General features: G+C 72.0%; 29 protein-coding genes and 1 tRNA gene. 10 read left to right on the forward strand and 20 right to left on the reverse strand.

Going from position 1 to position 24,244, the window contains the following annotated elements; all coding sequences use genetic code 11:
* A partial coding sequence (locus tag M3Q23_04045; GenBank protein ID MDP9341283.1) for a hypothetical protein occupies nt 1–158 on the forward strand: 158 nt, incomplete at its 5' end.
* A gap of 21 nt (nt 159–179) precedes the next feature.
* On the opposite strand, the gene otsB is transcribed toward M3Q23_04045, so the two are convergent.
* The 5 genes from otsB to M3Q23_04070 form a co-directional block, all read right to left on the reverse strand.
* Nucleotides 180–923 (reverse strand): trehalose-phosphatase, encoded by a 744-nt coding sequence (otsB, locus tag M3Q23_04050; protein ID MDP9341284.1) that lies wholly within the window; start codon nt 921–923, stop codon nt 180–182.
* Nucleotides 920–1,960 carry a glycosyltransferase family 4 protein gene (locus tag M3Q23_04055; GenBank protein MDP9341285.1) on the reverse strand — a complete coding sequence of 347 codons (1,041 nt, stop codon included), beginning with the start codon at nt 1,958–1,960 and terminating at the stop codon, nt 920–922. Before M3Q23_04055 ends, otsB begins: the two co-directional genes overlap by 4 nt.
* Before the next feature lie 87 nt (nt 1,961–2,047).
* Nucleotides 2,048–2,533 carry a LytR C-terminal domain-containing protein gene (locus M3Q23_04060; GenBank protein ID MDP9341286.1) on the reverse strand — a complete coding sequence of 162 codons (486 nt, stop codon included), beginning with the start codon at nt 2,531–2,533 and terminating at the stop codon, nt 2,048–2,050.
* Between the two features lie 121 nt (nt 2,534–2,654).
* Complete coding sequence (locus M3Q23_04065) at nt 2,655–2,957, reverse strand: DUF3263 domain-containing protein (GenBank protein ID MDP9341287.1); 303 nt, start codon at nt 2,955–2,957, stop codon at nt 2,655–2,657.
* Between the two features lie 67 nt (nt 2,958–3,024).
* Nucleotides 3,025–4,272: a Glu/Leu/Phe/Val dehydrogenase gene (locus tag M3Q23_04070; GenBank protein MDP9341288.1), complete on the reverse strand. Its 1,248-nt coding sequence runs from the start codon at nt 4,270–4,272 to the stop codon at nt 3,025–3,027.
* Nucleotides 4,273–4,351: 79 nt separating this feature from the next.
* Here M3Q23_04070 and M3Q23_04075 point away from each other — a divergent pair, with 79 nt between their 5' ends.
* Nucleotides 4,352–5,440, forward strand: a complete 1,089-nt coding sequence (locus tag M3Q23_04075) for a DUF763 domain-containing protein (GenBank protein ID MDP9341289.1) — start codon at nt 4,352–4,354, stop codon at nt 5,438–5,440.
* Nucleotides 5,441–5,467: 27 nt separating this feature from the next.
* On the opposite strand, the gene M3Q23_04080 is transcribed toward M3Q23_04075, so the two are convergent.
* The 3 genes from M3Q23_04080 to M3Q23_04090 form a co-directional block, all read right to left on the reverse strand.
* Nucleotides 5,468–5,650 (reverse strand): hypothetical protein, encoded by a 183-nt coding sequence (locus M3Q23_04080; GenBank protein ID MDP9341290.1) that lies wholly within the window; start codon nt 5,648–5,650, stop codon nt 5,468–5,470.
* Between the two features lie 75 nt (nt 5,651–5,725).
* Complete coding sequence (locus M3Q23_04085; GenBank protein MDP9341291.1) at nt 5,726–6,388, reverse strand: hypothetical protein; 663 nt, start codon at nt 6,386–6,388, stop codon at nt 5,726–5,728.
* Between the two features lie 51 nt (nt 6,389–6,439).
* Nucleotides 6,440–6,640, reverse strand: coding sequence for a rhodanese-like domain-containing protein (locus M3Q23_04090; protein MDP9341292.1), 201 nt, complete (start codon nt 6,638–6,640; stop codon nt 6,440–6,442).
* Between the two features lie 85 nt (nt 6,641–6,725).
* On the opposite strand from M3Q23_04090, the gene M3Q23_04095 reads away from it, so the two are divergent.
* Complete coding sequence (locus tag M3Q23_04095) at nt 6,726–7,385, forward strand: dienelactone hydrolase family protein (GenBank protein MDP9341293.1); 660 nt, start codon at nt 6,726–6,728, stop codon at nt 7,383–7,385.
* Here M3Q23_04095 and ligD read toward each other — a convergent pair.
* Together ligD and M3Q23_04105 are read right to left on the reverse strand one after the other, a co-directional pair.
* Nucleotides 7,382–8,296, reverse strand: coding sequence for a non-homologous end-joining DNA ligase (ligD, locus tag M3Q23_04100; protein ID MDP9341294.1), 915 nt, complete (start codon nt 8,294–8,296; stop codon nt 7,382–7,384). The genes M3Q23_04095 and ligD overlap by 4 nt on opposite strands.
* Nucleotides 8,293–8,931: a DNA ligase gene (locus M3Q23_04105; GenBank protein ID MDP9341295.1), complete on the reverse strand. Its 639-nt coding sequence runs from the start codon at nt 8,929–8,931 to the stop codon at nt 8,293–8,295. The genes ligD and M3Q23_04105 overlap by 4 nt, the downstream gene beginning before the upstream one ends.
* Before the next feature lie 83 nt (nt 8,932–9,014).
* On the opposite strand from M3Q23_04105, the gene M3Q23_04110 reads away from it, so the two are divergent.
* The 5 genes from M3Q23_04110 to M3Q23_04130 all read left to right on the forward strand — a co-directional run bounded on the left by M3Q23_04110 (nt 9,015) and on the right by M3Q23_04130 (nt 13,557).
* Nucleotides 9,015–9,401 (forward strand): hypothetical protein, encoded by a 387-nt coding sequence (locus M3Q23_04110; protein ID MDP9341296.1) that lies wholly within the window; start codon nt 9,015–9,017, stop codon nt 9,399–9,401.
* Entirely contained in the window at nt 9,398–10,894 is a 1,497-nt protein-coding gene (locus M3Q23_04115) for a GMC family oxidoreductase (GenBank protein MDP9341297.1), read from the forward strand. The genes M3Q23_04110 and M3Q23_04115 overlap by 4 nt, the downstream gene beginning before the upstream one ends.
* Entirely contained in the window at nt 10,887–11,450 is a 564-nt protein-coding gene (locus M3Q23_04120) for a hypothetical protein (GenBank protein MDP9341298.1), read from the forward strand. Before M3Q23_04115 ends, M3Q23_04120 begins: the two co-directional genes overlap by 8 nt.
* Nucleotides 11,451–11,485: 35 nt before the next feature.
* Complete coding sequence (locus tag M3Q23_04125) at nt 11,486–13,066, forward strand: ATP-dependent DNA ligase (GenBank protein ID MDP9341299.1); 1,581 nt, start codon at nt 11,486–11,488, stop codon at nt 13,064–13,066.
* Nucleotides 13,067–13,254: 188 nt separating this feature from the next.
* Complete coding sequence (locus M3Q23_04130; protein MDP9341300.1) at nt 13,255–13,557, forward strand: GlsB/YeaQ/YmgE family stress response membrane protein; 303 nt, start codon at nt 13,255–13,257, stop codon at nt 13,555–13,557.
* A 15-nt stretch (nt 13,558–13,572) separates the two neighbouring features.
* Here the strand turns inward: M3Q23_04130 and M3Q23_04135 are convergent.
* A tRNA-Thr gene (locus M3Q23_04135) sits at nt 13,573–13,646 on the reverse strand.
* A gap of 90 nt (nt 13,647–13,736) precedes the next feature.
* On the opposite strand from M3Q23_04135, the gene M3Q23_04140 reads away from it, so the two are divergent.
* Nucleotides 13,737–14,501 (forward strand): M55 family metallopeptidase, encoded by a 765-nt coding sequence (locus tag M3Q23_04140; GenBank protein MDP9341301.1) that lies wholly within the window; start codon nt 13,737–13,739, stop codon nt 14,499–14,501.
* A 7-nt stretch (nt 14,502–14,508) separates the two neighbouring features.
* Here M3Q23_04140 and M3Q23_04145 read toward each other — a convergent pair whose 3' ends face one another.
* From M3Q23_04145 to M3Q23_04170, 6 genes are all read right to left on the reverse strand, one after another.
* Entirely contained in the window at nt 14,509–15,336 is an 828-nt protein-coding gene (locus tag M3Q23_04145; GenBank protein MDP9341302.1) for an RNA methyltransferase, read from the reverse strand.
* Nucleotides 15,333–15,812 (reverse strand): 2-C-methyl-D-erythritol 2,4-cyclodiphosphate synthase, encoded by a 480-nt coding sequence (ispF, locus tag M3Q23_04150; protein ID MDP9341303.1) that lies wholly within the window; start codon nt 15,810–15,812, stop codon nt 15,333–15,335. The genes M3Q23_04145 and ispF overlap by 4 nt, the downstream gene beginning before the upstream one ends.
* The gene (gene ispD / locus M3Q23_04155; protein ID MDP9341304.1) at nt 15,805–16,584 is read right to left on the reverse strand and encodes a 2-C-methyl-D-erythritol 4-phosphate cytidylyltransferase; all 780 of its coding nucleotides are present in this window, start codon (nt 16,582–16,584) and stop codon (nt 15,805–15,807) included. Before ispD ends, ispF begins: the two co-directional genes overlap by 8 nt.
* Nucleotides 16,581–17,714 (reverse strand): TRAM domain-containing protein, encoded by a 1,134-nt coding sequence (locus tag M3Q23_04160; GenBank protein ID MDP9341305.1) that lies wholly within the window; start codon nt 17,712–17,714, stop codon nt 16,581–16,583. The genes ispD and M3Q23_04160 overlap by 4 nt, the downstream gene beginning before the upstream one ends.
* A gap of 85 nt (nt 17,715–17,799) precedes the next feature.
* Complete coding sequence (locus M3Q23_04165; protein ID MDP9341306.1) at nt 17,800–18,285, reverse strand: CarD family transcriptional regulator; 486 nt, start codon at nt 18,283–18,285, stop codon at nt 17,800–17,802.
* A 103-nt stretch (nt 18,286–18,388) separates the two neighbouring features.
* Nucleotides 18,389–19,780 carry a DNA repair protein RadA gene (locus M3Q23_04170; GenBank protein ID MDP9341307.1) on the reverse strand — a complete coding sequence of 464 codons (1,392 nt, stop codon included), beginning with the start codon at nt 19,778–19,780 and terminating at the stop codon, nt 18,389–18,391.
* A 91-nt stretch (nt 19,781–19,871) separates the two neighbouring features.
* Here M3Q23_04170 and M3Q23_04175 point away from each other — a divergent pair, with 91 nt between their 5' ends.
* Nucleotides 19,872–20,537, forward strand: a complete 666-nt coding sequence (locus M3Q23_04175) for a DUF1003 domain-containing protein (protein MDP9341308.1) — start codon at nt 19,872–19,874, stop codon at nt 20,535–20,537.
* A gap of 12 nt (nt 20,538–20,549) precedes the next feature.
* Here the strand turns inward: M3Q23_04175 and M3Q23_04180 are convergent, their stop codons facing one another.
* From M3Q23_04180 to M3Q23_04190, 3 genes are all read right to left on the reverse strand, one after another.
* Nucleotides 20,550–21,569, reverse strand: coding sequence for a hypothetical protein (locus M3Q23_04180; GenBank protein MDP9341309.1), 1,020 nt, complete (start codon nt 21,567–21,569; stop codon nt 20,550–20,552).
* A gap of 1 nt (nt 21,570) precedes the next feature.
* A complete protein-coding gene (locus tag M3Q23_04185; GenBank protein ID MDP9341310.1) occupies nt 21,571–22,095 on the reverse strand; it encodes an RNA polymerase sigma factor in 525 nt (174 codons plus the stop codon).
* An 80-nt stretch (nt 22,096–22,175) separates the two neighbouring features.
* Nucleotides 22,176–24,035, reverse strand: a complete 1,860-nt coding sequence (locus tag M3Q23_04190; protein MDP9341311.1) for a hypothetical protein — start codon at nt 24,033–24,035, stop codon at nt 22,176–22,178.
* Between the last annotated feature and the right edge of the window lie 209 nt (nt 24,036–24,244).

Consider the following 24,244-nt stretch of genomic DNA (forward strand, 5'->3'; position numbering starts at 1 on the left):
ACGCCGAAGCCGACACCAACAGCTACCCCCGAGGGGTCAAGGTCAGCGACGAGGAGATGGCCGCGATCGGCCCGCGCATCAAGGGCCACAGGTTCCACGGTGAGTGGAACTACACGATCGTTCCGCCGTCGGGCCACCGGCTAACTACAGTCATGTAATTCCGTTCCGGAGCCTAACGCTCAGAGCAGGCCGCGCAGCAGGTCCACCAGTCCCCCGGGGCCGTCCACCGCGACGTCGGCAGCTTCCATCAGCGCGGGCGGAGTCTCCCGCCCCCGGACGGCCACCTTCACCACCGCGACCCCTTCGCGGCGGAGGCCATCCAGCGCCCGGAACGCCTCGAGGTCTGCCAGGTCGTCGCCGGCGAAGAGGGCAGCGGCCGCGTCGGCCTCTCGCACCAAGCGAACCACGGCCTCGCCCTTTCGAGAAGCGTTGCCCTGCACGAGCTCGAGGACCATCTTTCCTTCGATGAGGTCGAGCCCCTCGCCGCGAGCGATGTCCGCGAGCGAGCCCATCAGCGCCGCCCGAGCCGCCGCCGGGTCGGCTGCCAGCCGGTAGTGCACCGCGAGCGATTCACCCTTGTCCTCCACCCACACGCCTTCCAGGCCCCGCGCGGCCGCCGCGGCCCGTTCCCGGGCCCGCCGCGTGAGGGGTGCTTGGTCCACCAAGCGACCGTAATGGCCCGCATAGCGCACGCTTGGTACACCAAGCAGTCGCTGCAGATCTTCCGTCGGCCGCCCCGACACCATGGCCACCAGCAGGTACCGGGCCGCGAGATCCCCTAGGACCTCCCGCACCCCTTCCACCGGACGGGCCAGGTCCGGGTGCTCCACGATCTCCGACAGCGACCCGTCGAAGTCGAGCAGGATGGCCGTCCGATCGGGGTTGCGCCGGATCGCGGCCAGGGGATCCTCGGGTTCCCTCACCGCGACGCCACCACGTCGCGATACACGGCCTCGTAGCCGTCGGCCATGCCTCGGGGGTGAAACCGCGCCATCGCTTCGTCCCGGCACCGCCCGGCCGAGATCTCCCCGGTTCGGCGCACGGCGTCCGCCATCGCGTCCACCCCGGACGCGAGGAACCCGGTCTCCCCGTGGCACACGATCTCGGGCACCGCGCCCAGCGGCTCGGCCACCACGGGCGTACCGCTGGCCATGGCCTCGACCATCACCAGCCCGAACGCCTCGGGCTCCCGGACGGTGAACAGCAGCGCGCGAGCCCCCGCCACCAGCGACCGCTTGCGCTCGTTCGACACCTCGCCCAGGAACACCACGGCATCGCCGTCCACCCGCGGCTCCACGGCCCGGTGGAAGAACTCCGCATCCGCCGGGTGCATGCGGCCCGCGATCACCAGTGGCAGGTCCGCCTTCCGGGCCACGTCGATCGCGAGGTCCTGGCCCTTCTGAGCGCATACCCGGCCCAGGCACAGCAGGTAGCCGTCGTCGTCCTCCCGGAACGGGAACGACTCCACGTCCACGGCGTTGTGCACGCGAGCCCGCCAGGGAAGCTCGGGGGCCTCGTCCCGCTGGTGGTCGCTGACCGCGGTGAGGTACGTGTCCTCCCCGAACCGCCGGAGGAACGCACGCCGGTGCTGCTCGATCGGGAGGTGCACCGTGTGCACGACCGGTGCCGGGAGGGCGGCGGCGAACGCGGCCCCCAGAAGGTCGGTGTGGTCGTGCACGAGGTCGAACCCCTCGCCGGCGGCATGCGCGGCGACGATGGTGCGATACGCCCAGCCGACGTGGGTGGCGTCGGGCTCGACCTCCCCCAGCCGGTCGGTGGGCGCCACCTCGTAGGCGAACCGCAACGTGGCGCCGGTCGTGGAGTCGCCGGACGCGAACAGCGTCACGTCGTGACCGCGGTCCACCAGCTCCTCCACCAGCAGGCTCACCACGACCTCGACCCCGCCGTATCCCTTCGGCGGCACGGCGACCCACACCGGCGCGACGACCCCGATGCGCATCGCGACCACCCTACTGTGGTGGGTCGATGGAGGATCGGGCCGCCGGCAGGCTCAAACTGATGAGACGCCCGGCGCCAGCCGTCAGGCTCAGCTGATGGGGTTGGCGGCGGCGTAGTCCGAGCCCAGCACGATGGCGAGCTCCACGGTCTGGGGGACGTCGAGCGTCTTCGGGGGCAGGTGCTTGATGTGGCCCTCCTTCAGGAACTTCTCCTTCAGGTGCTGTGCGTCCACCTTGCCCTGCGCGTCCCGGTAGTAGATCAGCGTGATCTGCGAGTTCGGGAAGTTCCCGACCACCGGCACCACGTACCCACCGTTCTTCTGGAGCTGGTCCGCCGTCACGCCCGCCAGCCCCGCCACGCTGGTCGCGTTGAACACGGCGATCTTCACGCCCTGCTGGCGCGGGGTGAGCTGGGGAGTGGGGCTCGAGCTCTGCGAGCCGGTGGGCGTGGGCCCGGTGGGCGACTGCGTGGGCGAGTGCGACGGCACGGGAACGGTCTCACCGAAGGTCGGGAACCCCTTCGAGATGACCACCGCACCGATCACGACGGCGGCCACCAGGATGGCGACCCTCACCGCGCCGTGACCCACGGCCCTCCGTTCCTGGAACAGCTCACGCTTCTCGGCTCCCTCGACTCAGGACGCGGGCCCGAAAGCCCGGCCCGCGTGCCCCGGGCGGGCCACGGCGGCATCGATCCTACCGCTCCAGCCCCAGTTGTCGCGCGAATCGCTTCCTCCGCCTGGCCTCCCGGAGCCGCCGGAGGCGCCGCACCAGCATGGGGTCGTACGCCAGGGCGTCGGGCCGGTCGATCAGGCCGTTCAGGATCTGGTGGTACCGGGCCGCCGAGAGCTGGAACCGCTCCCGGATGGCCCGCTCCTTGGGCCCCGGGTACTTCCACCAGTTGCGCTCGAAGTCGAGGATGGCTTTGGACCGTTCGTCCAGCTCGCCGAGGCTGGAAAGCCCGCCCCCGGCGGGGTGATGGCGGTATGGGGTGCTCATGAGGCGACGCTAGCACGGCCAAGGGGCGGTGCAAGCATCCGCAGCTAGTCTGGGCCAGACTAGCCCGTTAGGGGAACAGTCCCCGGGTCGTGTGCGCCTCCGCCACGCGAGCGACACCCAGCATGGTGGCGGCGGTCCGCATCGGCACCTTCCGCTCGGCGGACAGGGCCAGGACGTCGACGTAGGCCCGTTCCATGATGGAGCGGAGCTTCACGTTCACCTCGTCCTCGTCCCAGAAATAGGCCTGGAGGTCCTGGACCCACTCGAAGTACGACACCGTGACGCCGCCAGAGTTGGCGAGGATGTCGGGGACGACCAGGATGCCCCGTTCCTCGAAGATGAGATCAGCCTCCGGCGTGGTGGGTCCGTTCGCGGCCTCGATGATGACTTCGGCCCGGACCCGGTCGGCGTTGTCCCCGGTCAGCTGGCTCTCCAGCGCGGCCGGGATCAACACGTCGCAGTCCACCGTCAGCAGGTCCTCGTTCGTGATGGCCTCACCGTCCTCGAACCCGGCCACCGTCCCCGTCTCGGCCCGGTACGCCGCGAGAGCCTCCGCCGAGATGCCTTTGGGGTTGTACACGCCGCCGTGCACGTCGGACACCGCCACCACGATGCAGCCCAGCTGCTCCAGCAGGCGGACGGCAGGAGCGCCCACCTTCCCGTAGCCCTGGATGGCCACCGTGGTCTCGTCCACCTTCATGCCCCGGTGCTTGAGCGTGGCCTCGGTGATGTACATGACGCCGCGGGCGGTGGCGTCTCCCCGGCCCCGCGAGCCCCCCACCGAGATCGGCTTGCCGGTGACGACGCCGAGCGCGGAGTGCCCGACGTTCATGGAGTACGTGTCCATGATCCACGCCATGATCTGTTCGTCGGTTCCCATGTCCGGGGCCGGCACGTCGCGGTCGGGCCCGATGAGGGGCAGGATCTCCGACGCGTACCGCCGGGTGAGTCGCTCGAGCTCGGTGGTCGACAGCTCCTTCGGATCGACCACGACGCCGCCCTTCGCTCCCCCGTAGGGGATGCTCACGATGGCGCACTTCCAGGTCATCCACATGGCCAGCGCCTTCACCTCGTCGAGGGTCACGCTGGGGTGGTAGCGGATGCCGCCCTTCGAGGGGCCGCGGGAGGTGTTGTGGTGGACGCGGTATCCCGTGAACACGGCAACGCTTCCGTCGTCGCGGTGGATGGGGATGGCCACGGTGAGGATGCGCTTGGGGTTGCGCAGGATCTCGTGGACGCCCGGATCGAGGTCGAGCATGTCGGCGGCCTGCTGCAGCTGCGACAGGGCCGCGTCCCAGGGCGATGTCGTGGTCACGCCGGCTCCTTGGACGGGGATGGTACGCGGGCCGAGTCTAGCGCGGGACGTGTCGGACCCGGTTCCTATACTCGCTGCGATGCGGACTGGACACGCGGATCTGCCGCTGCACGGCGGACGGGCTCCCCGGTGGCTGTTCGAGCGGATGGTCGCGCTGGCCCGGGAGATCTCCCTGGCCGTGGTCACCGAGGAGGGCTCGCCGGGGCTCCTGCGCCGGCTGTCGGATCCGGTGTGGTTCCAGGCGTTCGGGTGCGTGCTGGGGTTCGACTGGCACTCGAGCGGGGTCACCACCACGGCGTGCGGCGCGCTGAAGGAGGGGCTCCGAGGGCTGGAGGCCGATACCGGCTTGGTGGTGGCCGGCGGGAAGGGACGCGCCTCGCGCCGAACCCCGCAGGAGATCGAGTCGGCGTGCGAGCGGAGCGGCCGGGACGCCGCACCGCTCGTCGCGGCGAGCCGGCTGTCCGCGAAGGTCGATTCCTCGGCCGTGCAGGACGGGTTCCAGGTGTATCACCACACCTTCCTGTTCTCGACGGATGGCGCCTGGGCGGTGGTGCAGCAGGGGATGAACGAAGCCACCGGGCGGGCCCGGCGGTACCACTGGCTGACCCCGCCCCGGTTCGACGCGGACCCGCACGCCGCGGTGGCCGGCGCCGGCGGGCAGGAGGTCCTGAACCTGGTGGCGGGGGAGGCGGAGGAGAACCGCGGCGTCTCCGTGCAGCTGGCTCGAGAGGGCCCGGAGCCGGTGGTGCGGGAGATCGAGCGGATGCGGTCGCTGTCGATGCCGCACCGGCACGAGGTCCGGCTGTCGGACCTGCATCCCGACCGGCTCCGGCGGGTGTTGCTGGCCGCGTACGAGTCGCAGCCGGAGGACTACACGGCGCTGCTGGCCGTGCCCGGGGTCGGCGCGAAAGGGCTGCGGGCGCTGGCGCTGGTGGCGGAGCTCACCTACGGCGAACCGGCCTCGGTGCGGGACCCCGTCTCGTACGCGTGGGCCCACGGCGGGAAGGACGGCACGCCGTTTCCGGTGGACCGGGCCACCTACGACGCCACCATCGAGTCGGTGCGCCGGGCCGTGCAGGACGCGCGGGCCGGTCGCACGGAGAAGGTCGCCGCGCTCCGGCGACTGGCCGGCTTGGAGCGGGAGGGCCGGGCCGCCGCCGGGAGCTGAGGAGCCGGCGTGCTACGGGCCGGCCATCTACGAGCCGGCGTGCACGGTTCCCAGGTGCAGGTTCACGCCGAACAGCACCAGGGGCCACAGCAGGATCGCCAGGACAGCCGACGCGATGGACTTGATGTCGCCGAGGTGGCTCAGGTAGTGGTGGGTCGACGCCACCACCAGGCCCACCACGAGATAGACGATTCCCAGCAAGGTCCGCATGGTCCGAGCTCCTCGGAAGAGGTCGCGAGCCGCCCGCCGGCCGGCTCCGTGGCTTCGATTGGTTGCCTTCCTGACCTACCCGCGCAGGGAGGTGCGGAAACTCCGGCTACCCGCCATGGCGTGCGGCTGGGCCACCTGGAGCCCCAGCGCGGCCAGCATGTCCTGGTAGCACATCGGAGCCGGGCAGTCCGGCTCGCCGCAGAACGAGCAGTCCTCCATCTCGCGGTGGCAGCGCTGGCAGGCGCACCCGCCGTCGGCGAGCTCACGCTCCGGCATCCTCGTCCTCCTCGTGGTGGTGCATGGCCTGGTGGAACTCGAGGGCGGCCCGCTCGGCGTCCTCGCGCCGGAGCACCCCACCAGCCGGCCGTCGGACGTGGTAACCGGGGAGCTCTCCAGGTTGTGCTCGAGCATGACTTCGGCCATCTCCAGGATGTGCACGTGCGGGCGGAACGTGGAGGGTCCCGGACGCATGGACTGCTCCACGGTCTGGGCCGCCGTGGCCTCGAGCTCCTTGGCCCGGAGCAGCCCGAGCACCACGCGCTCCTCGTTCACCACCACACACGTGTCCCAGCCGGCTTCGTGCACGCGGGCCCGAACCTCGCCGACGGGCTCGTCCAGGCGGCACGTGGGGACGTCCTCCCGGGCGACTCCGCCTGCCGTGGGCAACCCCGCGAAGCTTCCCTCGATGGGAAGCCCCGCGGCCAGCCAGTCGAGCTTGCCCGCCGGGTACTCGTACACCTCACCGAACCCGAGGCTCTCGAGCCGCCACGCGGCTCGTGGGCTGATGTCTCAGGCCGAGTCCCAGCAGTACACGATGACCGGACGGCTGGGGTCGAGCACCTCCCTGGCCTGCTCGATCCGGCGGAGCGGAACGCTCACGGCGCCCGGGAGGTGCTGCTCCTCGTACTCCTCGCGGGGCAGGACCTCCACCAGCTGGGCGCCCCCGTCCACCAGCCGCTGGAGCTCGTGGCGGTCGATGGTGCGGGGCATCGGGTCCTCCTGGTCGGCCGCGGACTGTGGGCTGCGTGCTGCGTGCGCGGAGCTGCCCTCACCGTACCGCGACTATGGTGGGGCCGTGGCAGAGCGGGAGGTGCGGATCCCCGTGGGAGGCGCGACGCTCGGGGGCAACCTCGCCCTTCCTTCGAGCCCGATCGGGCTCGTCGTGTTCGCGCACGGGACCGGCAGCAGCAGGTTCAGTCCGAGGAACCGGTTCGTGGCGGAAGCGTTGCAGGGCAACGGCTTCGGCACGCTGCTGATGGACCTGCTGACGGCGGACGAGGAATCCGTGGACGTGCGTACCGCGCACCTGCGGTTCGACATCGGGCTGCTGGCGAGCCGACTCGTGGCGGCGGTCGACTGGCTGGGCGGACGGGAGGAATCGGCGGCCCTTCCGCTGGGGGCGTTCGGCGCGAGCACCGGCGCAGCGGCGGCGCTGGTCGCCGCGGCCCGGCGCCCCGACGCGGTCCGTGCCGTGGTGTCGCGTGGCGGCCGCCCCGACCTGGCCGGTGACGACCTGGAACGGGTCCGCGCGCCGACCCTGCTGATCGTGGGCGGGGCCGACCGTGTCGTCATCGGGCTCAACGAGGAAGCCCGCGAGCGGCTCCGGGCCGGCACCGAGGTACACCTGGAGATCGTGCCCGGCGCGACCCACCTGTTCGAGGAGCCGGGCGCGTTGGAGGAGGTGGCCGACCTGGCCGGCCGGTGGTTCCTCCGCCATCTCGCCGGCCGCGACTAGCGCTCCTGCTCGCGGATCCGGGCCAGGCGCCTCCGGGGTTCCGCCAGGGAACGAGCCTGCCGGCGGGCGTCGCGCCACGGGTCCGGGTCGAGGTGCTCGAACACCGAACGGATGGTGAAGCGACCGGGGAGGAGCTTCGGGTCCTCCAGCTCGTCCCACGGGATGGGCGTGGCCACCGGGGCACCCGGGCGGGGACGCACCGCGAACGGGGGCACCGCTGTCTGGGCGTACGCGTTCCGGCCCACGTCGAGGAACAGCCTCCCGTCCCGCTTGGCCTTGCGCGTCTCCGTGGTCAGGCGCTCGGGCTCCCTTCGAGCCAGCTCCGCCGCCGCGTCGCGGGCGAACGAACGCACCGCCTCGAAGGGCTCCTTCCGGTCGAGCGGCACCATCACGTGCAGCCCCTTCCCGCCGGAGGTCTTCAGGAACGCCGGGAGGCCGAGCTCGTCGAGGAGGGTCCGCACCGAACGCGCCGCAGCCCGTGCCGCCTCGAACTCGTCGCCGGGGGGGTCGAGGTCGAAGATGAGCTGGTCGGGATGCTCGGGCCGGTCGGCTCGGCTGAGCCAGGCGTGGGGGGTGATGACGGCCTGGTTGGCGAGGTACGCGAGGGTGGCGGCGTTCTCGCACACGACGTGATCGAGCCTCCCGCCCTCCTTGCGAACGTTGACCCGGCGGACCCACGCGGGGAAGTAGGTGGGGACGTTCTGCTGGAACACCCGATGGCCGTCGATCCCCTCGGGGAAGCGCTCCAGGGACAGCGGGCGGCCGCTGATGAGGGGCACCATCCGCTCCGCGATCGCGGCGTAGTACTCGATGAGGTCGCCCTTCGTGATGCCATCCCCGGGGAACAGCACCTTGGTCCGGTTGGAGACCTCGATCGTGTAGCGGCCGAACCGCACGCGGTCGCCGCTCACGATGCCTCGGCGGCCAGGTCCTCGATCCGCTTCCCCGACAGGACGGACTCGGGCTGGGTCGTCACCGGGTTGCGCCGGGCGTCGGCCGCCTCGTCCCTCATCTTCACCAGCAGCCACTTCTGGCGCCCGCCGGAGGCCGGGCCGGTCCGGGTGAGGGCGTAGCCGCCCTTCAGCTTGGTCCCTTCGAGCCACACGGCCACGTGGCCCGCTTCGACAGCTTCCTCCACCAGCACCGGCCGGCCGTCGCGCTCGGTGAGGTTCCGGTACGTGCCCGTGTCCCACACGATGACGGGGCCCGCTCCGTACAGCCCCTCCGGGATGACGCCCTCGAAGCTCGCATAGGCCAGCGGATGGTCCTCGGTGGGCATGGCCAGGCGCTTCTCGCGAGGATCGGTGGAAGGGCCCTTGGGGACGGCCCACGACTTCAGCACGCCGCCCGCCTCCAGCCGGAAGTCGTAATGCAGTGCGGTGGCGTCGTGTTTCTGGATGACGAAGATGGGCTCCCGGCGCCGGCGCCCGCGCGTCGAGCGCGCCGAACGCGCCGAGTCTCGCCGGCCGGACCCGGAGGGCTCGGGCGTGCGGGCGAGGTCCCGTTTGCGACGGTAGGTCTCCAGCGAGTCCCGCTTCTTCAGCATCGTCACAGTGAACCTTCCCGCCGGGCCCGGGTCGAGAACGCGCCGCCGCGGGATAATCGGCCGACCCGTCGGAGGATCCCGTCGTGAGGAAACGAGCCCGAATCGTCGTCGACACCATGCTGCCCGCGCACGCGCACCCCCGGCTGCCCGGGGCGGAGGGCGCGCGCGTCCCGGAGTTCCTGGACGAGTACGAGCGCTCGGCGACCCCGCTGCTCCGGCTGGGGCTGCGCGCTGGGATGTTCACCGCCGTCTGGATCGCGCCGGTGCTGATCGGCCGCCTCCCACCGATCACACTGTACGGACGCCGGACCAGGGAGCGGGCACTGGAGGCGCTGGCCAGGACCCGGGTGTACCCGCTTCGGGCCGCGTTCGGAGGACTGAAGCTGGTGGTCTCCTTCGGCTACGGGGTGGACCCGGAGGTCCGGCGAGCCATCGGCTACCCGGTTCCCCAGGAGGCATCCGGCCGGTGATCGTGGACGGCGCGACGCAGGATCGGCCGGTGGACGAGGCCTTCGATCACGTCGTCGTGGGCTCGGGAGCGGCCGGAGCGACGGCTGCGCTGGTGCTGGCGGAATCGGGGGCCTCCGTGGCGGTGGTCGAGGAAGGGCCCGCGGTCAGAACCGAGCAGTTCGTGGATCGGGGGTACGACACGCTCCGCACGCTGTATCGCGACATGGGGGGGCAGCTCGCGCGGGGCCGGGCCGCCATCCCGGTGCTCCAGGGGCGGTGCCTGGGTGGAAGCACGGTCGTCAACTCCGCGATCATGTGGCGGCTGCCCGAGGACGTGTGGGCGGGCTGGCGCGACGACTTCGGGCTGGGCGACGCCGTGCCGTTCGGGGAGCTGGACGGGCATTGCGACCGGATCGAACGCAACCTGTCCGTGGCGGCCACCGACGAGGGCGTGTGGGGCGGGAACAACCGGCTGATGGCCGTGGCCGGGACGGCGCTGGGCGTTCGCGCGTCCCCGATGCGCCGGGCCGTGGTGGGCTGCCGCGGCAGCGCCCGGTGCCAGAGCGGGTGCCCGCACGGCGCGAAGCAGAGCATGGCCCTGACCTACCTCCCCCGGGCCGAGCGGCAGGGCGCCGTCCTGTTCGTCGGCGCACGGGCGGACCGGGCCCTCATGAGCGGCGACCGCGCCGTCGGGGTGTCCGGCCGGTTCTCCGCCGGAGGAACGTTCCTGCTCCGGGCCAGGCGGTCGGTCGTGGTCGCCGGGTCCGCGACCCAGACGCCGGGCCTGCTCCAGCGGAGCGGGGTGCAGTCCCTGCATCTCGGGGCGCACTTCCAGGGGCACCCGGGAGCGTCGATCGTCGGCCTGTTCGACCAGCCGGTCGGCCTGTGGCGAGGCGCCACCCAGGGGTTCGAATCGGACCAGCACCGGATCGACGGCCGGTTCAAGGTCGAGAGCGTGGCCCTGATGCCGGAGCTGCTGATCGCGACCCTTCCAGGGGTGGGCGCCCGGTGGCTGGAGGCCATCGGCCGGGCCGGACACATGGCGATGTGGGCGGTGGACATGCGAGCGTACGCGGAGGGGCGGATCGATGCGCGCCGGGGCAAGCCGCGGATCCGCTTCGACCTGGAGCGGCGCGACGTGGCGAACCTCCGCGGGGGGCTGGCGTTCACCGCGGAGATGATGTTCGCGGCGGGGGCGCGCGGGGTGATGCCGCTGGTCCACGGCCTGCCCGAGGTGATCGAGCGGCCGGACGACGCGCGGCTACTGCGGGAGGGGCCGGAAGACGCGCGAGCGTATTCGATGGCGCTCACCCATCTGTTCGGGACCGCGCGGATGAGCGTGCGGCCCGGGGACGGCGTGGTCGGGCCGGACTTCGCCGTGCACGGGACCCGCAACCTGTACGTGGTCGACTCCTCGGTGTTCCCGACCAACACCGGCGTGAACCCGCAGCTGTCGATCATGGGGATGGCGATGCTCGCCGCCACGAGGATGGTGGAGGGACAGCGTGGCTGACGTGACGTTCGAAGGACTGGCCCGCAGCTCGATCCGCGAGCTGGAACCGGTTCTGCGGGAAGGGGCGGCGCCGGACGCCGCCTCGCTCACCGGCTCCGAGTGGCGGGGGTTCAACGTGGGACTGAAGATGCGCCTGCTCGGCGCGCAGAAGTTCCGCAAGGGGTTCTTCGCGGGCCCCGACGGGATCGAGGGCTACAACACGCCGGTTCGCCAGGGCGGCAAGGGCGGACCCGGCGGCCGGGGCGTTCCGGGCGGGCCGTGGACCCCGAAGCCTTCGCCGGAGCGACCGAAGCGGTTCGGGTTCTTCCTGGTCAAGCCGGTGGCCCCGGGGGGCAGGGACAGCCGGTACCCGAAGGCGCTGCTGCTCGACTACGGGGCGAGCCCCAGGAACCCTCCCCGGTCGCCGACCCGCCCCATCCGCGACTATCTGGTGCAGCCCGACCCGGGGAACCCCGACCTCATGCTGGGGAAGGGATACATGGCCCTCGGCGGGCTGCGGCTGTTCCCGCAGTTCTTCGTGATCGAGCGTCTCGACGACGCGGCCTGGACCCCCTGAAACGAGCCCGTCGCCGCCGGGAGGACACTGCACGCGTGCTGCTGGAGGAGATCGCCCGCACGTCCGCCGAGGTCGCCGCCACGGCCGCACGGCTGGGCAAGATCGGGCGGCTGGCCTCCGTGCTCCTGAGCCTCCGCCCGGAGGAGGTCCCCGTGGCGGTGGCCTACCTCTCGGGCGAGCTGCCCCAGGGGACAATCGGGGTGGGATGGGCGTCGCTTCGTGAGCTGCCCCCCGCCGCCGCCTCCCCGTCGCTCACCCTTCTCGACGTCCACGGCGCGTTCGACCGGCTCAAGGCGGCGACGGGCCCGGGCTCCCAGGCCGTACGCCGCCACGAGATCGCGGACCTGTTCGGTCGGGCCACCGAGGAAGAGCGGCGGTTCCTGTTCGGCCTGCTGTCGGGGGAGCTCCGCCAGGGCGCGCTGGAGGGCGTGATGGTGGAGGCGGTGGGCCGAGCGGCCGAGGTGCCGGCCGCGGAGGTCCGTCGGGCGGCGATGCTGGCGGGCGACCTGGGGGCGGTGGCCGCGGCGGCCATCGCGGACGGCCGGGCGGGGCTCGGGGCTTTTCGGCTGACGGTGCTGCGGCCGGTCCAGCCCATGCTGGCCCAGACGGCCGAGGACGTCGGCCAGGCCCTGGAGCGAATCCGGCCCGCGGCCGTGGAGTGGAAGCTCGACGGCGCTCGGATCCAGGTCCACCGCCTGGGAACGGAGGTGCGGGCCTTCACCAGGAACCTGGCCGACGCCACCGACCGCGTTCCCGAGGTGGTGGCGGCGGTCGGCGCGCTCCCGGCGGAGGCGCTGGTGCTGGACGGCGAGGCCATCGCGCTCCGGGCGGACGGCCGGCCGCATCCGTTCCAGGTGACCATGAGCCGGTTCGGGAGCCGGCTGGAGGTGGAGCAGCTCCGGGCCGCGACGCCGCTGTCGGCGTTCTTCTTCGACTGCCTGCACGTGGACGGCGACGACCTCATCGACCGCCCCACCTCCGAGCGGGTGGCGGCGCTCGCGGAGCGGCTTCCCGACGGGTTGCGGGTGCCGCGGGTCGTGGTGAAGGACACGGCGGAGGGAACGGCGGAGGGCGAGGCGTTCCTGGAGGCCGCGCTGGGGCGAGGCCACGAGGGGGTCATGGTGAAGGCGCTGGACGCGCCGTACGAGGCGGGCCGGCGGGGGTCGACGTGGCTGAAGGTGAAGCGGGCCCACACGCTGGACCTGGTGGTGCTGGCCGCGGAGTGGGGACACGGCCGCCGGCAGGGGTGGCTGTCGAACCTGCACCTGGGGGCCCGCGACCCGTCGACGGGCGGGTTCATCATGCTGGGCAAGACGTTCAAGGGCATGACCGACCAGATGCTGGCCTGGCAGACCGACCGGTTCCTGGAGCTCGAGACCGGCCGGGATGCCCACACGGTGTACGTGCGGCCGGAGCTCGTGGTGGAGGTGGCGTTCGACGGCCTCCAGGCCAGCACCCGCTACCCCGGGGGGCTGGCGCTGCGGTTCGCCCGGGTCAAGGGGTACCGGCCCGACAAGGGCCCGGCAGACGCCGACACCATCGAAACGGTCCGGGCGATTCACGGCGGCGGTGGCCGTGGCGGTGGCGGTGGCGGTGGCGGTGGCGTCGAACGGTGATCCGCGGCTGCCTTTGGAGCGGCCGTTTGTGGGTAAGGCTCGGACCGGAGGTGACGGGTTCGCCAGGAGCATGGTGCGGGTGATCAGGGCGGCCCGGGCCGGCGCCCGGCTGACCGCTACGTCATACTCGCGTCGCCGCCGCGAACGATCTGGCGTCGGCACCCCTTCAGGGAGGAGGGAAGGAAACCATGGAGGCGACTTTCCACGTCACGGTCGGCGACGTGCTGATCTACATCCTGGCCGGCATCGTGATCGGGTTCCTGGCCCGGCTGCTCGTTCCCGGCAGGCAAAACATGAGCTTCGTGGCGACGGTCGTGCTCGGCATCGTGTCCGCGATCATCGGCGGCCTGGCCTGGAATGCGATCTTCCCCAGCAACGACGGCGTCGCGTGGATCGGATCGATCATCGTCGCGATCGTGCTGGTGACGCTCTACTCGAGGCTCGCCATCAGTCGCGGGACGCCGGGCACCCGGAGCAGACGCGCCCGCTGACCGGACCTTCTCTCGAGCTGGCGGTCGGATTCGAACCGACGACCTAGCGATTACAAGTCGCTTGCGCTACCGGACTGCGCCACGCCAGCGTTCCCGTCGCGGACCCCCTGTCGTCGAGCCCGCGCCCCGCGCTTCGGGCCTAGGATAGCCCCCGTTCTCGCGCTCGAAAGGGGTTCGCTGTGGAGGTCTTCGTGTCGATCGACATGGAGGGCATCGCCGGGATCGCGCACATCCGGCAGGTCATGCGGGGCACGGACGACTACCCGCGGTCGCGCGAGCTGATGACCGAGGAGGCCAACGCCACCGTGGCCGGGGCCTTCGAGGGCGGCGCCACCCGCGTGGTGGTCAACGACTCGCACGGGGACATGACCAACCTGCTCCCCGAGCTCATGGACGACCGGGCGGAGCTCACGCTCGGATCGCCCAAGGTGCCGCACAGCATGATGACCGGCATCGGGGCGAACTTCGGGTGCGCGCTGTTCATCGGGTTCCACGCCGGCGCGGGGACGGAGGCCGCCATCCTCGACCACACCTACTCGGGCCGGCTGCTCTACGAGGTCCGGGTCAACGGCGAGCCCTGGAACGAGACCGACCTCAACGCCGCCCTGGCCGGGCTGTACGGCGTCCCGGTCGCGCTGGTGGCGGGGGACGACAAGTGCTGCGAGCAGGCGGGGAAACGCCTCCCGGGCATTCGGACCGTCGTGGTCAAGCAGGCCAGCGGACGCCACGTCGCGACGAGCCTGTCCCCGGCCGCGGCACGGGCCCAGATCCGCGAGGCCGCCGCGGAGGCCGTCCGCGGCGCCGGCTCGCTGGAGCCGGGAACGGAGCGGGTGGGGCCGAGGACCGTTCGGTTCCGGACGGACGACTTCGCCGAGGCGTTCCGGTGCCTGCTGGCGTGGACGTACCTCGGGGCGCACGAGCCCCCGCAGTACCGGGTGAACTGAACCCTCGCTACCGGGTTGGAAGTGGCCTCGAGGGGAGGACGTAGCCGAACAGGGCCGCGGCCAGTGACGCCGCCGCGTTCAGCGAGGACACCCGCCCCCGCATGGGCACGCGCACCAGCTGGTCGCACGCCTCCCTGACCAGGCGGGACATCCCCTCGCCCTCGGACCCCACCACCAGCGCGATCCGGCCGGGCGGGCACGGCTCGTCGTGGATCGACGCCGGAGCGTCCTCGTCCAGGCCCACCACCGTGAAGGCAGCCTCGTCGGCCAGCCACCGCAGGGTCCGGGTCAGGTTCACCACGCGGGCATAGGGAAGGTGCAGGAGCGCGCCGGCCGACGCGCGGACGGCCGCGGCCGTCACGGGGGCGGACCGGCGCTCCCTGGTCACCAGGAGGTCGACCCCGGCCGCCTCCGCGGTGCGCGCGGCCGCTCCCAGGTTCTGGGGATCGGTGACCCCGTCCAGCACCACGACGACCGCGTCGGGACCGAACGCCAGCCGCCGGAGGTCCCGGTCCGTGAGCGGACGGGGCGGCGTGACCCTGGCCGCCACGCCCTGGTGGTCCGGGGCGATGCCGTCCAGGTCCGATCTCGGGACCTCGCGGAGTGGGAGCCCCGACGCCGCGGCGGCTTCCACCAGCCCCAGAAGGCCGGGCGTCTGCCGGGACCCCGCCGCGACGAGAATTTCCCGAGCCCGGCCCGCCCGAACCGCCTCGGTGACGGCCCGGCGGCCGGCGATCCAGATTCCCTCTGGCGAGCCGCGAGGTGGGCCGAGGCGCCTGGCGCGTCGCGGCGCCGGGGACGCTGCGCGATGGTCCCGGCGCGGCGAGTCCTTCACCGCGGCGCCAGCACGGCGAGGGCGAGACACGCGGCCCCGTCCCCGGTGAGGCCGAGCCCCTCCGGCCGGTGCGCCTTCACGGATACCCTGGTCGGGTCCTCGATGCCCAGGGCGGCCCCCAGGTTCCGCCGGAGGTCGTCGCGGCGAGGCGCCAGCGCCGGCCGCTCCGCGATCAGCGTGAGGTCGCAGGAAGAGGGCTCCAGGCCCTGCGCCCGGACCAGGGCGACCGTCCGCGCCAGGAGGTCCAGGCCGCCCATGCCCTCGTACCGGGGATCGGTGTCCGGGAAATGCTGCCCGATGTCGCCGAGGCCCGCCGCGCCGAGCAGGGCGTCCGCCAGAGCGTGGCAGACCACGTCGGCGTCGGAGTGGCCGGCCAGGCCGGGCTCCCCTGGGAAGGACACCCCGCCGAGCCACAGGGGCCGGCTCGGGTCCCGGGGGTGCGAGTCGAAGCCGAGGCCGAACCGAAGCTCAGCCACGGGTTCGGATGGATCCGGTCGCTTCCGGGGTCGCGGCCGGAGAAGGCGGCGACGGGGAGGACCCCGCGTCCGCGCGCGAGAGCAGGGCGTCGGCGCGGGCCAGGTCCTCCGGCGTCGTGATCTTGAAGTTCTCGCGCTCGCCGGGGATGGCCCGGACGGTGTAGCCGGCCCACTCCACCGCCGCCGCATCGTCGGTGAACTCGAGCCCCTCCGCCTCGGCCCGGCGGTGGGCGTCACGGAGCGCGGCGGCCCGGAACCCCTGCGGGGTCTGGGCCAGCCCCAGCTCGTCGCGGGACTCCGTCGCCACCACCCGTCCGTCGCGGATCCGCTTGACGGTGTCCGGCACGGCGATCACCGGGACCACGCCATCGGCATCCACCAGCGCCGCCAGGACCGCCCGGAACAGACCGGGCGAGGCCAGACAGCGGGCCGCGTCGTGGACCAGCACAGCTGTCGTGTCGACGGGAACGGCGGCGAGGGCCAGCCGGACCGACTCGTGCCGGGAGCGCCCTCCGGCCACCACGGCCACCGGCTTGGAAGCGGGCACCTCGGCGGCAGCCTGCACCTCCCATCCGGCCGGCACCGCCACCACCAGCGAGCCAACCTCGGGACACGCCGCGGCGGCCTCGGCGGCGACGGCCAGGATCGAGCGCCCGCCCACCGTCACGAAGCCCTTCGGTGTTCCGTGCCCCAGACGGTCTCCCGACCCGGCCGCGAGCACCACGGCGACCGCGCCGCCAACGCTGAGCCCGGCCTCGGCGCCGCCGCTCACGCGGAGCCGAGCCCCGAGGCCGGCTGCTCCCCATCCTCGGCCGTGTTCGCCGCCCCCGCCTGATCGGACCGTTGATCCGTGAGCGTGGCGAACACCATCCGCCCGGTCGTGGTCTGGAGGACGTTGGTCACCGTGACCGCCACGTCGGAACCCACCAGCTGCCGGGCTCCTTCCACCACCACCATGGTCCCGTCGTCGAGATGGCCGACCCCCTGGCCGTGCTCGCGGCCCTCCCGGGTCAGGTGCACGGACAGCTCCTCGCCCGGCAGGAACGGCACCCGGAACCCCGCGGCCAGGGCGTTGATGGACCGAACGGGGACCGACAGGGCTTCGGCCACCTTGGCGAGGTTCGCGTCGGCGGTGACCACGGCCCCGCCCCGGTCCCGGGCCAGCCGAACCAGCCCCGCGTCCACGTCGCCCATCGCCTCCTCCTCGACCAGCAGCACCTCCACCGTGGGGTCGTGCTGGAGCTGGGCCACGACGTCGAGCCCTCGCCGTCCCCGCGTCCGGCGACGGGGGTCGGATGAATCGGCGATCCGCTGGAGCTCCCCCAGCACCCCTTGCGGCACCAGGAGCACACCGCTCACGAACCCCGTGCGCACCAGCTCAAGGATCCGCCCGTCGATGAGGGCACTGGTGTCCATCACGCTGACCTCGCTCCGGCCCACCCCGGCGGCCCGGGGCTTCAGCCCGATCAGCGAGAACAGCTCCTCGCGCTTGGCCCGGCCGATCCGGTAGCCGAGGTACGGGAAGGTGAGGTAGACGAACACCACGGCCGGCCACGCCGCCGCCGCGGGCAGCTTGAACAGCGGGATGCTCAGCAGCAGGGAGATGACCAGCCCGACCATGAGGCCGGCCACGCCCGCGGCGATCTCCGCGGCGGAGGCCCTGCGGAACTCCTGCTCCACGGCGGACACGGCGGTTGCGGTCTGGCGGCCGAACACGCCGCCGGCGACATAGCCGGTGGCCGAACCGAGGACGATCCCGAGGACGGTGTTGCCGGTGGCCTGGGACCCCACGTTCGTGGCTACCTCGTAGCCGCCGATGGCGAACAGGACCACGAAGATGAACCGGACGAACTCGACGAGCCGTCCGCGGGGGACCGGCTTCCTCGTTCGGGGCTCGCTCACGACTCCACCGTGCCGCAGCCGCCAGCCGGGTTCAAGTCCCTCCTGCGGGTTCTCCCCGAGTGGCTGGAGCCGGCTGGAGCGCTGGCTAGTGCGCCTCGTCGAGGACGCGGTCGATCATGCCCTCCGCTTCGGCTTCCGTGGACCCCACGGCGAAGACCAACTCGGAGACCAGGATCTGGCGCGCCTTCGCGAGCATCCGCTTCTCGCCCGCCGACAGCCCCTTGGACCGCTCGCGGATGGAGAGGTTCTTGACCACCTCGGCGACCTGGTACGGATCGCCCGAGTGCAACTTCTCCATGTTGTTCTTGAAGCGGCGGCTCCAGTTGGTCGCCATCTTCGACTCGTCCTCGCGCAGGACGTCGAGCACCTTCTTGACCTCTTGCTTGCTGACGACCTGCCTCAGCCCGACGTCCTTGGTGTTGTCCACGGGAACCATGAGCGTGAGATCCCCATAGGCAAGCCGAAGTACGAAATACTTCTTGCGTTCACCTAGGAAGTCTCGTTCGCGAAGTTCCGTGATTACCGCGGCGCCGTGTTCGGGATGGACCACAGTGTCACCCTTACGGTACACACAACCCCCTCGTTGGGCGATGGAGTGGAACGAGCACCATTAGGGTAGCACTTCCCGCCGGGCCTTCGCAAAATCGAAATCGCAGGTCAAGGCTACATTTTCGTCACCTCCCGCCCCGGCGGCGGGTCAGCCCTTCCGGCCTCTGAGCGGCCCCTTCGCCCCCTTCTGACCCCGCCCACCGCAGCGCGTCGCCGACACGCCGGACGGGCACCACCTGCATGCCGTCCGGCCCTTTCGCCGTCCCAGCCGCGAACACCGTGGTGATTCCCGCCCCTTTCGCCGCGGCCAGGCGCTGCGGCATGCCGGGGGCCGGCCGGACCTGACCGGTCAGGCTGACCTCTCCCACGAACGCCGAGGCCCGGGGGGGAGCCCGGCCCGTCGCCGCGGACGCCAGCGCGGCGGCCACCGCCAGGTCGCATCCGGGATCGTCGATGCGCAACCCTCCCGAGGACGCTCCGTACAGCTCGGCTCGGGCCAGCGGCAGCCGGGTGGCCCGATCCACCACCGCGGCGACCAGCGAGAACCGTCGCAGATCGAGGCCGGCCGCCTGGCGCCGGGGCGCCCCCTCGGTGTCGACCACCAGGGCCTGGACCTCCACGGCCAGGGCTCGACGGCCGGCCATCGGCAGCGCGGTGGCCGCGCCCGGCCCGCCGTCCCCGGGCGCCAGCACCTTGGCCGGGTCGACCTCCGCCAACCCGTGGGTTCCCATCTCGAACCAGGCCACCTCCCCTTCGGGGCCGAACCGGTTCTTCCCGCCCGCCAGCACCCGGAGGCCTGAGCGCGTGTCGCCCTCGAAGGACAGCACGACGTCCACGGCGTGCTCCAGGGTCCGCGGGCCGGCCAGGTCGCCGTCCTTGGTGACGTGACCGGTCACGAGCACCGTGATCCCCTCCTGCTTGGCCAGCCCGACCAGGGCGTCCGTGCACCCGCGGACCTGGGACGGCCCGCCGGCCATGGACGGCGACGAAGGGTCGCGCACCGTCTGGATCGAATCGACGGCCAGGAAGAACGGATGCTCCGCCGTCGCCGCGTCGAGCACCTCCGGGAGTTCCCTGCCGGGGGTGAACGAGAGCCGTTCGCCGTCCAGGCCCAGCCGGCGGACCCGGGTCGCCACCTGGCCCCGGGACTCCTCGCCGGACGCGAGGAGGCAGGTGAACCCGGCCACCGACAGGTTGGCCATCACGTGGAGGAGAAGGGTCGACTTGCCGATCCCGGGTTCACCTGCCAGCAGCACCACGGAGGAGGGCATGAGGCCCCCACCCAGCACCCGGTCGAGCCCGGCGAAGCCGGTCCCCACCCGCTCTCCGGGCGCCTCCGCGGCCATCAGGGTGCTCACCGTGGGGCGTCTTCCCGGGCCCGGAGACCGGCCCGAGGACCGCTCCGCGGCCCGCTCGGCGATGGTCCCCCAGGCCCCACATCCCGGGCACCGGCCGGCCCACTGCGAGGCCGGCTGCCCGCACTCGGAGCAGGAGAGGGACGTTCGCACCCTGGCCATGGCGCGAACCTAGCAGGGGGGTGTGACAGTCTCGGTTCGTGGCAGCGAGCGGGCAGCCCGGAACGCACTGGCGATGGAGGGAGGCCGGCGAATGGGGACGACCGAGACCGAGACCGAGACCGAGACCGCGACGGCGGCGGAGGCAGGGGATAGCGACAGCGGTTCGACGGGCGGCGGCCCCGACGCGAGACGCCGCGCCGGAGTTCCCTGGTCGGGGCGGAGGAACCTCGACCACCCCGCACTCAAGGCCATGCACGACGATCGCACGTTGGGGGAGCGAGTCGCCGACAACGTCGCCCACTTCGGCGGGTCGTGGCCGTTCATCTTCACGTTCCTCGGCCTGATCTTCGCGTGGATGGTGCCGAACACCGTCTTCCTGGCCCGGGTGCTCGACCACAAGCAGTTCGACCCGTACCCCTACATCGCGCTGAACCTGATGCTGTCGGCGCTGGCGGGCCTCCAGGCGCCGATCATCATGATGAGCCAGAACCGTGCCGCGGCCAGGGACGAGGCGCTCGCCGCCCACCACTACAGCGAGAGCCGCAGGACCGAGTCCTTGGCCGCGACGCACAAGAAGGTCCTGGAAGCGAACACCGAGGTCACGGAGCGGGTCCACGACCTCCTGGAGGCGAACACGGACCTCACCCGCCAGGTTCACGACCTCGCGGAGAGGATCCAGCAGCTGGTCGAGGGGAATGGCACAGGAAAGGGACGGGAGGACCGGCCCCAGACCGATCCTCCCGCCCCTGACCGCTAGGCGGACTCCGGACTACGGCGACGCCGTGATGATGCTGGGCTCCGGCCCGGGCACCGTGGTGGTTCGAGTCGGCTCAGGGATGTCGCTGACCGGAGCCGGGACGTAGCCGTCGCCGGGAGCCACCGTGTCCGACGTGGAGTCGACGATCCCGCCGGCCACCACGAGCATCGAGGGCGAGCAGCCGAGGTCGCCGTTCGAAGCCAGCAGCAGGTGGGTCTGCGGGTCGAACCACATGATGTCCGTGCCACCCGGACCACCCGAGCAGTAGTAGTCGCCGAGCGGCACCGACACCGTGATCGCGGGCCTGCCCAGCGGGTCGCCGGCGCCATCCCGCACGGTGATCCCGTCCAGCCCCGACGCCACCTCGAACAGCGCCGCCCGGAGCGGCGCCGTGGCCTCCCCCTGCTCGAGCATGTTCTGGATGGACCGCCACAGCCGGCTGGTCTCCGGGCTGACGCCGGGAGCGATGGTCACGTCCGGTTCGGGCGACGAGCCGTTCTCCGAGCTTCGGTCGAGCAGCTGCTGGAGCAGCGTCGCCGGGACCGTGGACAGCCCGGACAGATCGGTCTCGAAGGGGAAGCCCATGTCCACGGGAGGGCCGCCGGGTCCCCAGGTCTGGCTATTCGGCGTGCCGTAGTTCGGGTTCCCGTGGTCAACCAGGTACCGGCCGGAGCCATCCTGGCTCCACCAGAGCTCCTCGACGACGTTCCCGCCCTCGCCCGTCGGGCGGACGGTCTTCCAGTAGTAGTACTGGCCCGGGCCGGCCACCAGCGAGGGAGAGATCGCTCCCGGCGAGGGTGCGCCGGTCGCCGAGGGCCCGGACGGTCCCGAGCTTCCCGCGATTGCCCTCGACGAGCGGTGCTCGAGCGTCCACACGCCGCCGGCCACCACGCCGGCCACCACCACCAGGGCGACGGCGGCCGAGGCGATCCGGCCGTTGCGCTGCTTGCGTTCGCGGCGCCGGACCAGCCGGTCGAACGCCGGCTCGGGCGGCGTGGCCGCCGAACGCGCCCGCCGCATCGATTCCTTCATGTCATCCACGCTCAGTCATCTCCTTCCGCAATGCCGCCCGGCCCCGGGATGCCAGGACCCGAACGGTGACCGGCCGGACCCGCAGGGCCCGGCCCGCTTCCTCGGAGGTGAACCCCAACACGTCGGTGAGCACGATCGCGGCCCGCTGGCCGGGGGTGAGCGGGGCGAGCGCCCGCACGACCGCCTCGCGATCCTCCACCGCCGCCAGCCCGTCGTCGGGCTCGCGGGGCCGAACGGTCCGGCGCAGGGCCACCAGCACCCGGCGGCGCCGGCTCCGGAACACGTTCATGGCGGTCCGGTACAGGTACCCGACGGGGTCCTCGACGGCGGAGACCCGGTCCCACCGCTCCCACACCCGGAGAAAGGCGTCCTGCATGACCTCCTCGGCCTCGTGGGAGCTCCGGGTCACCAGCACCAGCGCTCCGTACAGCCCGCGGTGCTGCTCGGAGAAGAAGTCCTCGAACGAGGACCGGCCCGAGACGTCGGGACCCGTATCGCTCGCCACTGCGCTCGCCGGTTCGCTCATCGCCACCATGAACGCCCAGCCTCCCCGATTCCGTTTACGCGCGGAGGGGTTCGGTACGCGTGGGGTTGGAATGGAGGCCTTCAGGGAGTGACGGTGAAGCCGCCGATCGAGACCTTGGTTGCCGTGGCGGCCGGCCGGGACTGACCGAGGACGACGATCCGCAGCACGTGCACCTCCCCGGACAGCCCGGTGACCGACCGTATGGAAACCGTCGCCAACTTCGCGTAATTGTCCACGGTCTGGACCAGGGAGCCGTCCACGAAGACCTGCGCGCTGCCCTGATCCGGGCCGCGGACGGTCTGCCAGGCGACCCCCGTGCCCCGGAACGTGAACGTGGCCCCGGACCGCGCGAGATCGCTCGCCGCAACCCTGCCCCCCGACGGAGCCGGCACGCTCTCCTTCCGCCACGAGGCCAGGAGCTCCGGATTCCTGATCAGCTTGCCGCCCGCCTCGAAGGCGTCGATCGCCACCAGGGTGTCGGAGGCGCTCGCCGGCCCCCTTCCCACCACACGCACCGTGATCGTGTGCTCGCCCCGCCCGAGATGGCGAAATGCCCGACCCACCTTGAAGGTGGCCGACGGCGCGTACTGGTCGAACGTGCCGCGTGAGCGGCCGTCGATCGAGACGGCTGCCTTTCCCTGGGAGGGGCCCGTCACCGTGTACCAGATCACCGACTTGCCGGTGAACGTGAACGATGCCGACGCGCCGGCCAGGTGATCCATGGCGTAGGAGCCGCCGAACGCCGACGGCTTGGACTTCGTCCGCCAGCCGTAGCGGATGGCCTCGCTTGCCGGCCCCACCGACGTGGGCGCCGCGAAGTTCTGCTCCGTGACGGTGGCCGGGTTGCCGCTCAGATCCACCACTGGCGGGACGGCGCCGGGTGGATTCACCATCGCGGCGTAGCTCTGCCCCGGCACGAGCGGATCGAGTGGTTTCAGGACCGCGGTGATCACCTTCGCCGTGGAGCAGTCCACCTCGTTGCTCGACTTCGACCGGCAGACGAGGCTCGAGGGCACGGTCGCGCCCGTGTCGAGCACGCGGAGCGCCGTGTTCTGCGGGGTAACCGACCGCACCACCTCACTGAAGGAGATGGCCACGGAGCCGTCGATCCCGGTCGGTGTCGCCAGCACCGCGACGGGCGCGGTGGTGTCCGGCGAGGGGATGGTGACCGGTCCGAAGTCCAGTCCATTGAACCAGTCGACGTCCACGCAGCTCGAGACGCCGGGCACCTTCCCACAGTCCGAGTACTGCCAGAACGTCCACCCGTCGCCCTGCCAGTCGTTCGCGGGCACAGTTGGCGTGGTGACGCCCCAATGCGCGACCCACAGCGTCGTGTAGCCCGCGTCGGCGATCGCCGTGGTGTCTCCGGTTCGATCCTTCCATCCTCCGGGGCTGGTGTAGACGATGGGCCGCACCCCGGTTCGCGCGGTGACCTCGTCCAGCCAGGCCAGGATCCAATCGGTCTCCTCGGACGTGGTGAGGGTGCCCCGCCGCTCGATGTCCAGGACGGGAAGCAGGTTCCCCGGCTCCAGCTGCGCGGTGTCCACGAAGTGGTCGGCCTCCCCGACCGGGTCGTCCGGATGCAGGTCCGGCCGCGCGAAGTGGTAGGCGCCGAACGCGAGCCCGGCGCCCATCGCGCCGGCCCGGTTGGTCAGGTACTTGGGGTCGACGTAGGTGAGGCCCTCGGATGCCTTCGCCATGACGAACCGCTGACCCGAGGCGGCGACCTGAGCCCAATCGATCGCGCCTTGCCAGTGCGAGACGTCGATTCCCGGGAGCGAGTTCGGGGGCTGGGCGACGGCCGTCACGGGGCCCGACGGTCCCGCGTCGCCGGAAGACCCCGCGAAGTCTCGACCTGGCGCACCGGGCGCACCGGCCGCGCCGGCCGCGGTCGACGCCCCCAGCCACCCCGACGCGAACACGAGCGTGGCGAGGGCCACCGCGATCGTCCGCGTTACAGGTCTCGCTGCCCTCACCTCTTCCTGGATTGGAACGGGGGCCGACCGTTCGGCCAGCCCGTGCCTGGACGGCCGGAGCCGTCTTCCCTGCAAAACGTCCGGCCACCCTATGCGTTGCTTGCTTGAATCGAAAGAGGGTACGCATCGCCATCCCTCTCGAGTGGCGCGATCCTCTCCGTTACCCGAGGTGA

It is taken from the genome of Actinomycetota bacterium (assembly GCA_030774015.1).
Taxonomy (GTDB): Bacteria; Actinomycetota; UBA4738; order UBA4738; family JACQTL01; genus JALYLZ01.

Coding starts and splice junctions, on each gene's coding strand:
- M3Q23_04055 (MDP9341285.1), bottom strand. CDS start 1,960: ATGCGCATCGGGGTCGTCGCGCCGGTGTGGGTCGCCGTGCCGCCGAAG.
- M3Q23_04065 (MDP9341287.1), bottom strand. CDS start 2,957: ATGAGCACCCCATACCGCCATCACCCCGCCGGGGGCGGGCTTTCCAGC.
- M3Q23_04075 (MDP9341289.1), top strand. CDS start 4,352: ATGCGGACTGGACACGCGGATCTGCCGCTGCACGGCGGACGGGCTCCC.
- M3Q23_04080 (MDP9341290.1), bottom strand. CDS start 5,650: ATGCGGACCTTGCTGGGAATCGTCTATCTCGTGGTGGGCCTGGTGGTG.
- M3Q23_04090 (MDP9341292.1), bottom strand. CDS start 6,640: ATGCCCCGCACCATCGACCGCCACGAGCTCCAGCGGCTGGTGGACGGG.
- M3Q23_04105 (MDP9341295.1), bottom strand. CDS start 8,931: ATGCTGAAGAAGCGGGACTCGCTGGAGACCTACCGTCGCAAACGGGAC.
- M3Q23_04130 (MDP9341300.1), top strand. CDS start 13,255: ATGGAGGCGACTTTCCACGTCACGGTCGGCGACGTGCTGATCTACATC.
- M3Q23_04170 (MDP9341307.1), bottom strand. CDS start 19,780: ATGGCCAGGGTGCGAACGTCCCTCTCCTGCTCCGAGTGCGGGCAGCCG.
- M3Q23_04175 (MDP9341308.1), top strand. CDS start 19,872: ATGGGGACGACCGAGACCGAGACCGAGACCGAGACCGCGACGGCGGCG.
- M3Q23_04180 (MDP9341309.1), bottom strand. CDS start 21,569: ATGAAGGAATCGATGCGGCGGGCGCGTTCGGCGGCCACGCCGCCCGAG.
- M3Q23_04185 (MDP9341310.1), bottom strand. CDS start 22,095: ATGAGCGAACCGGCGAGCGCAGTGGCGAGCGATACGGGTCCCGACGTC.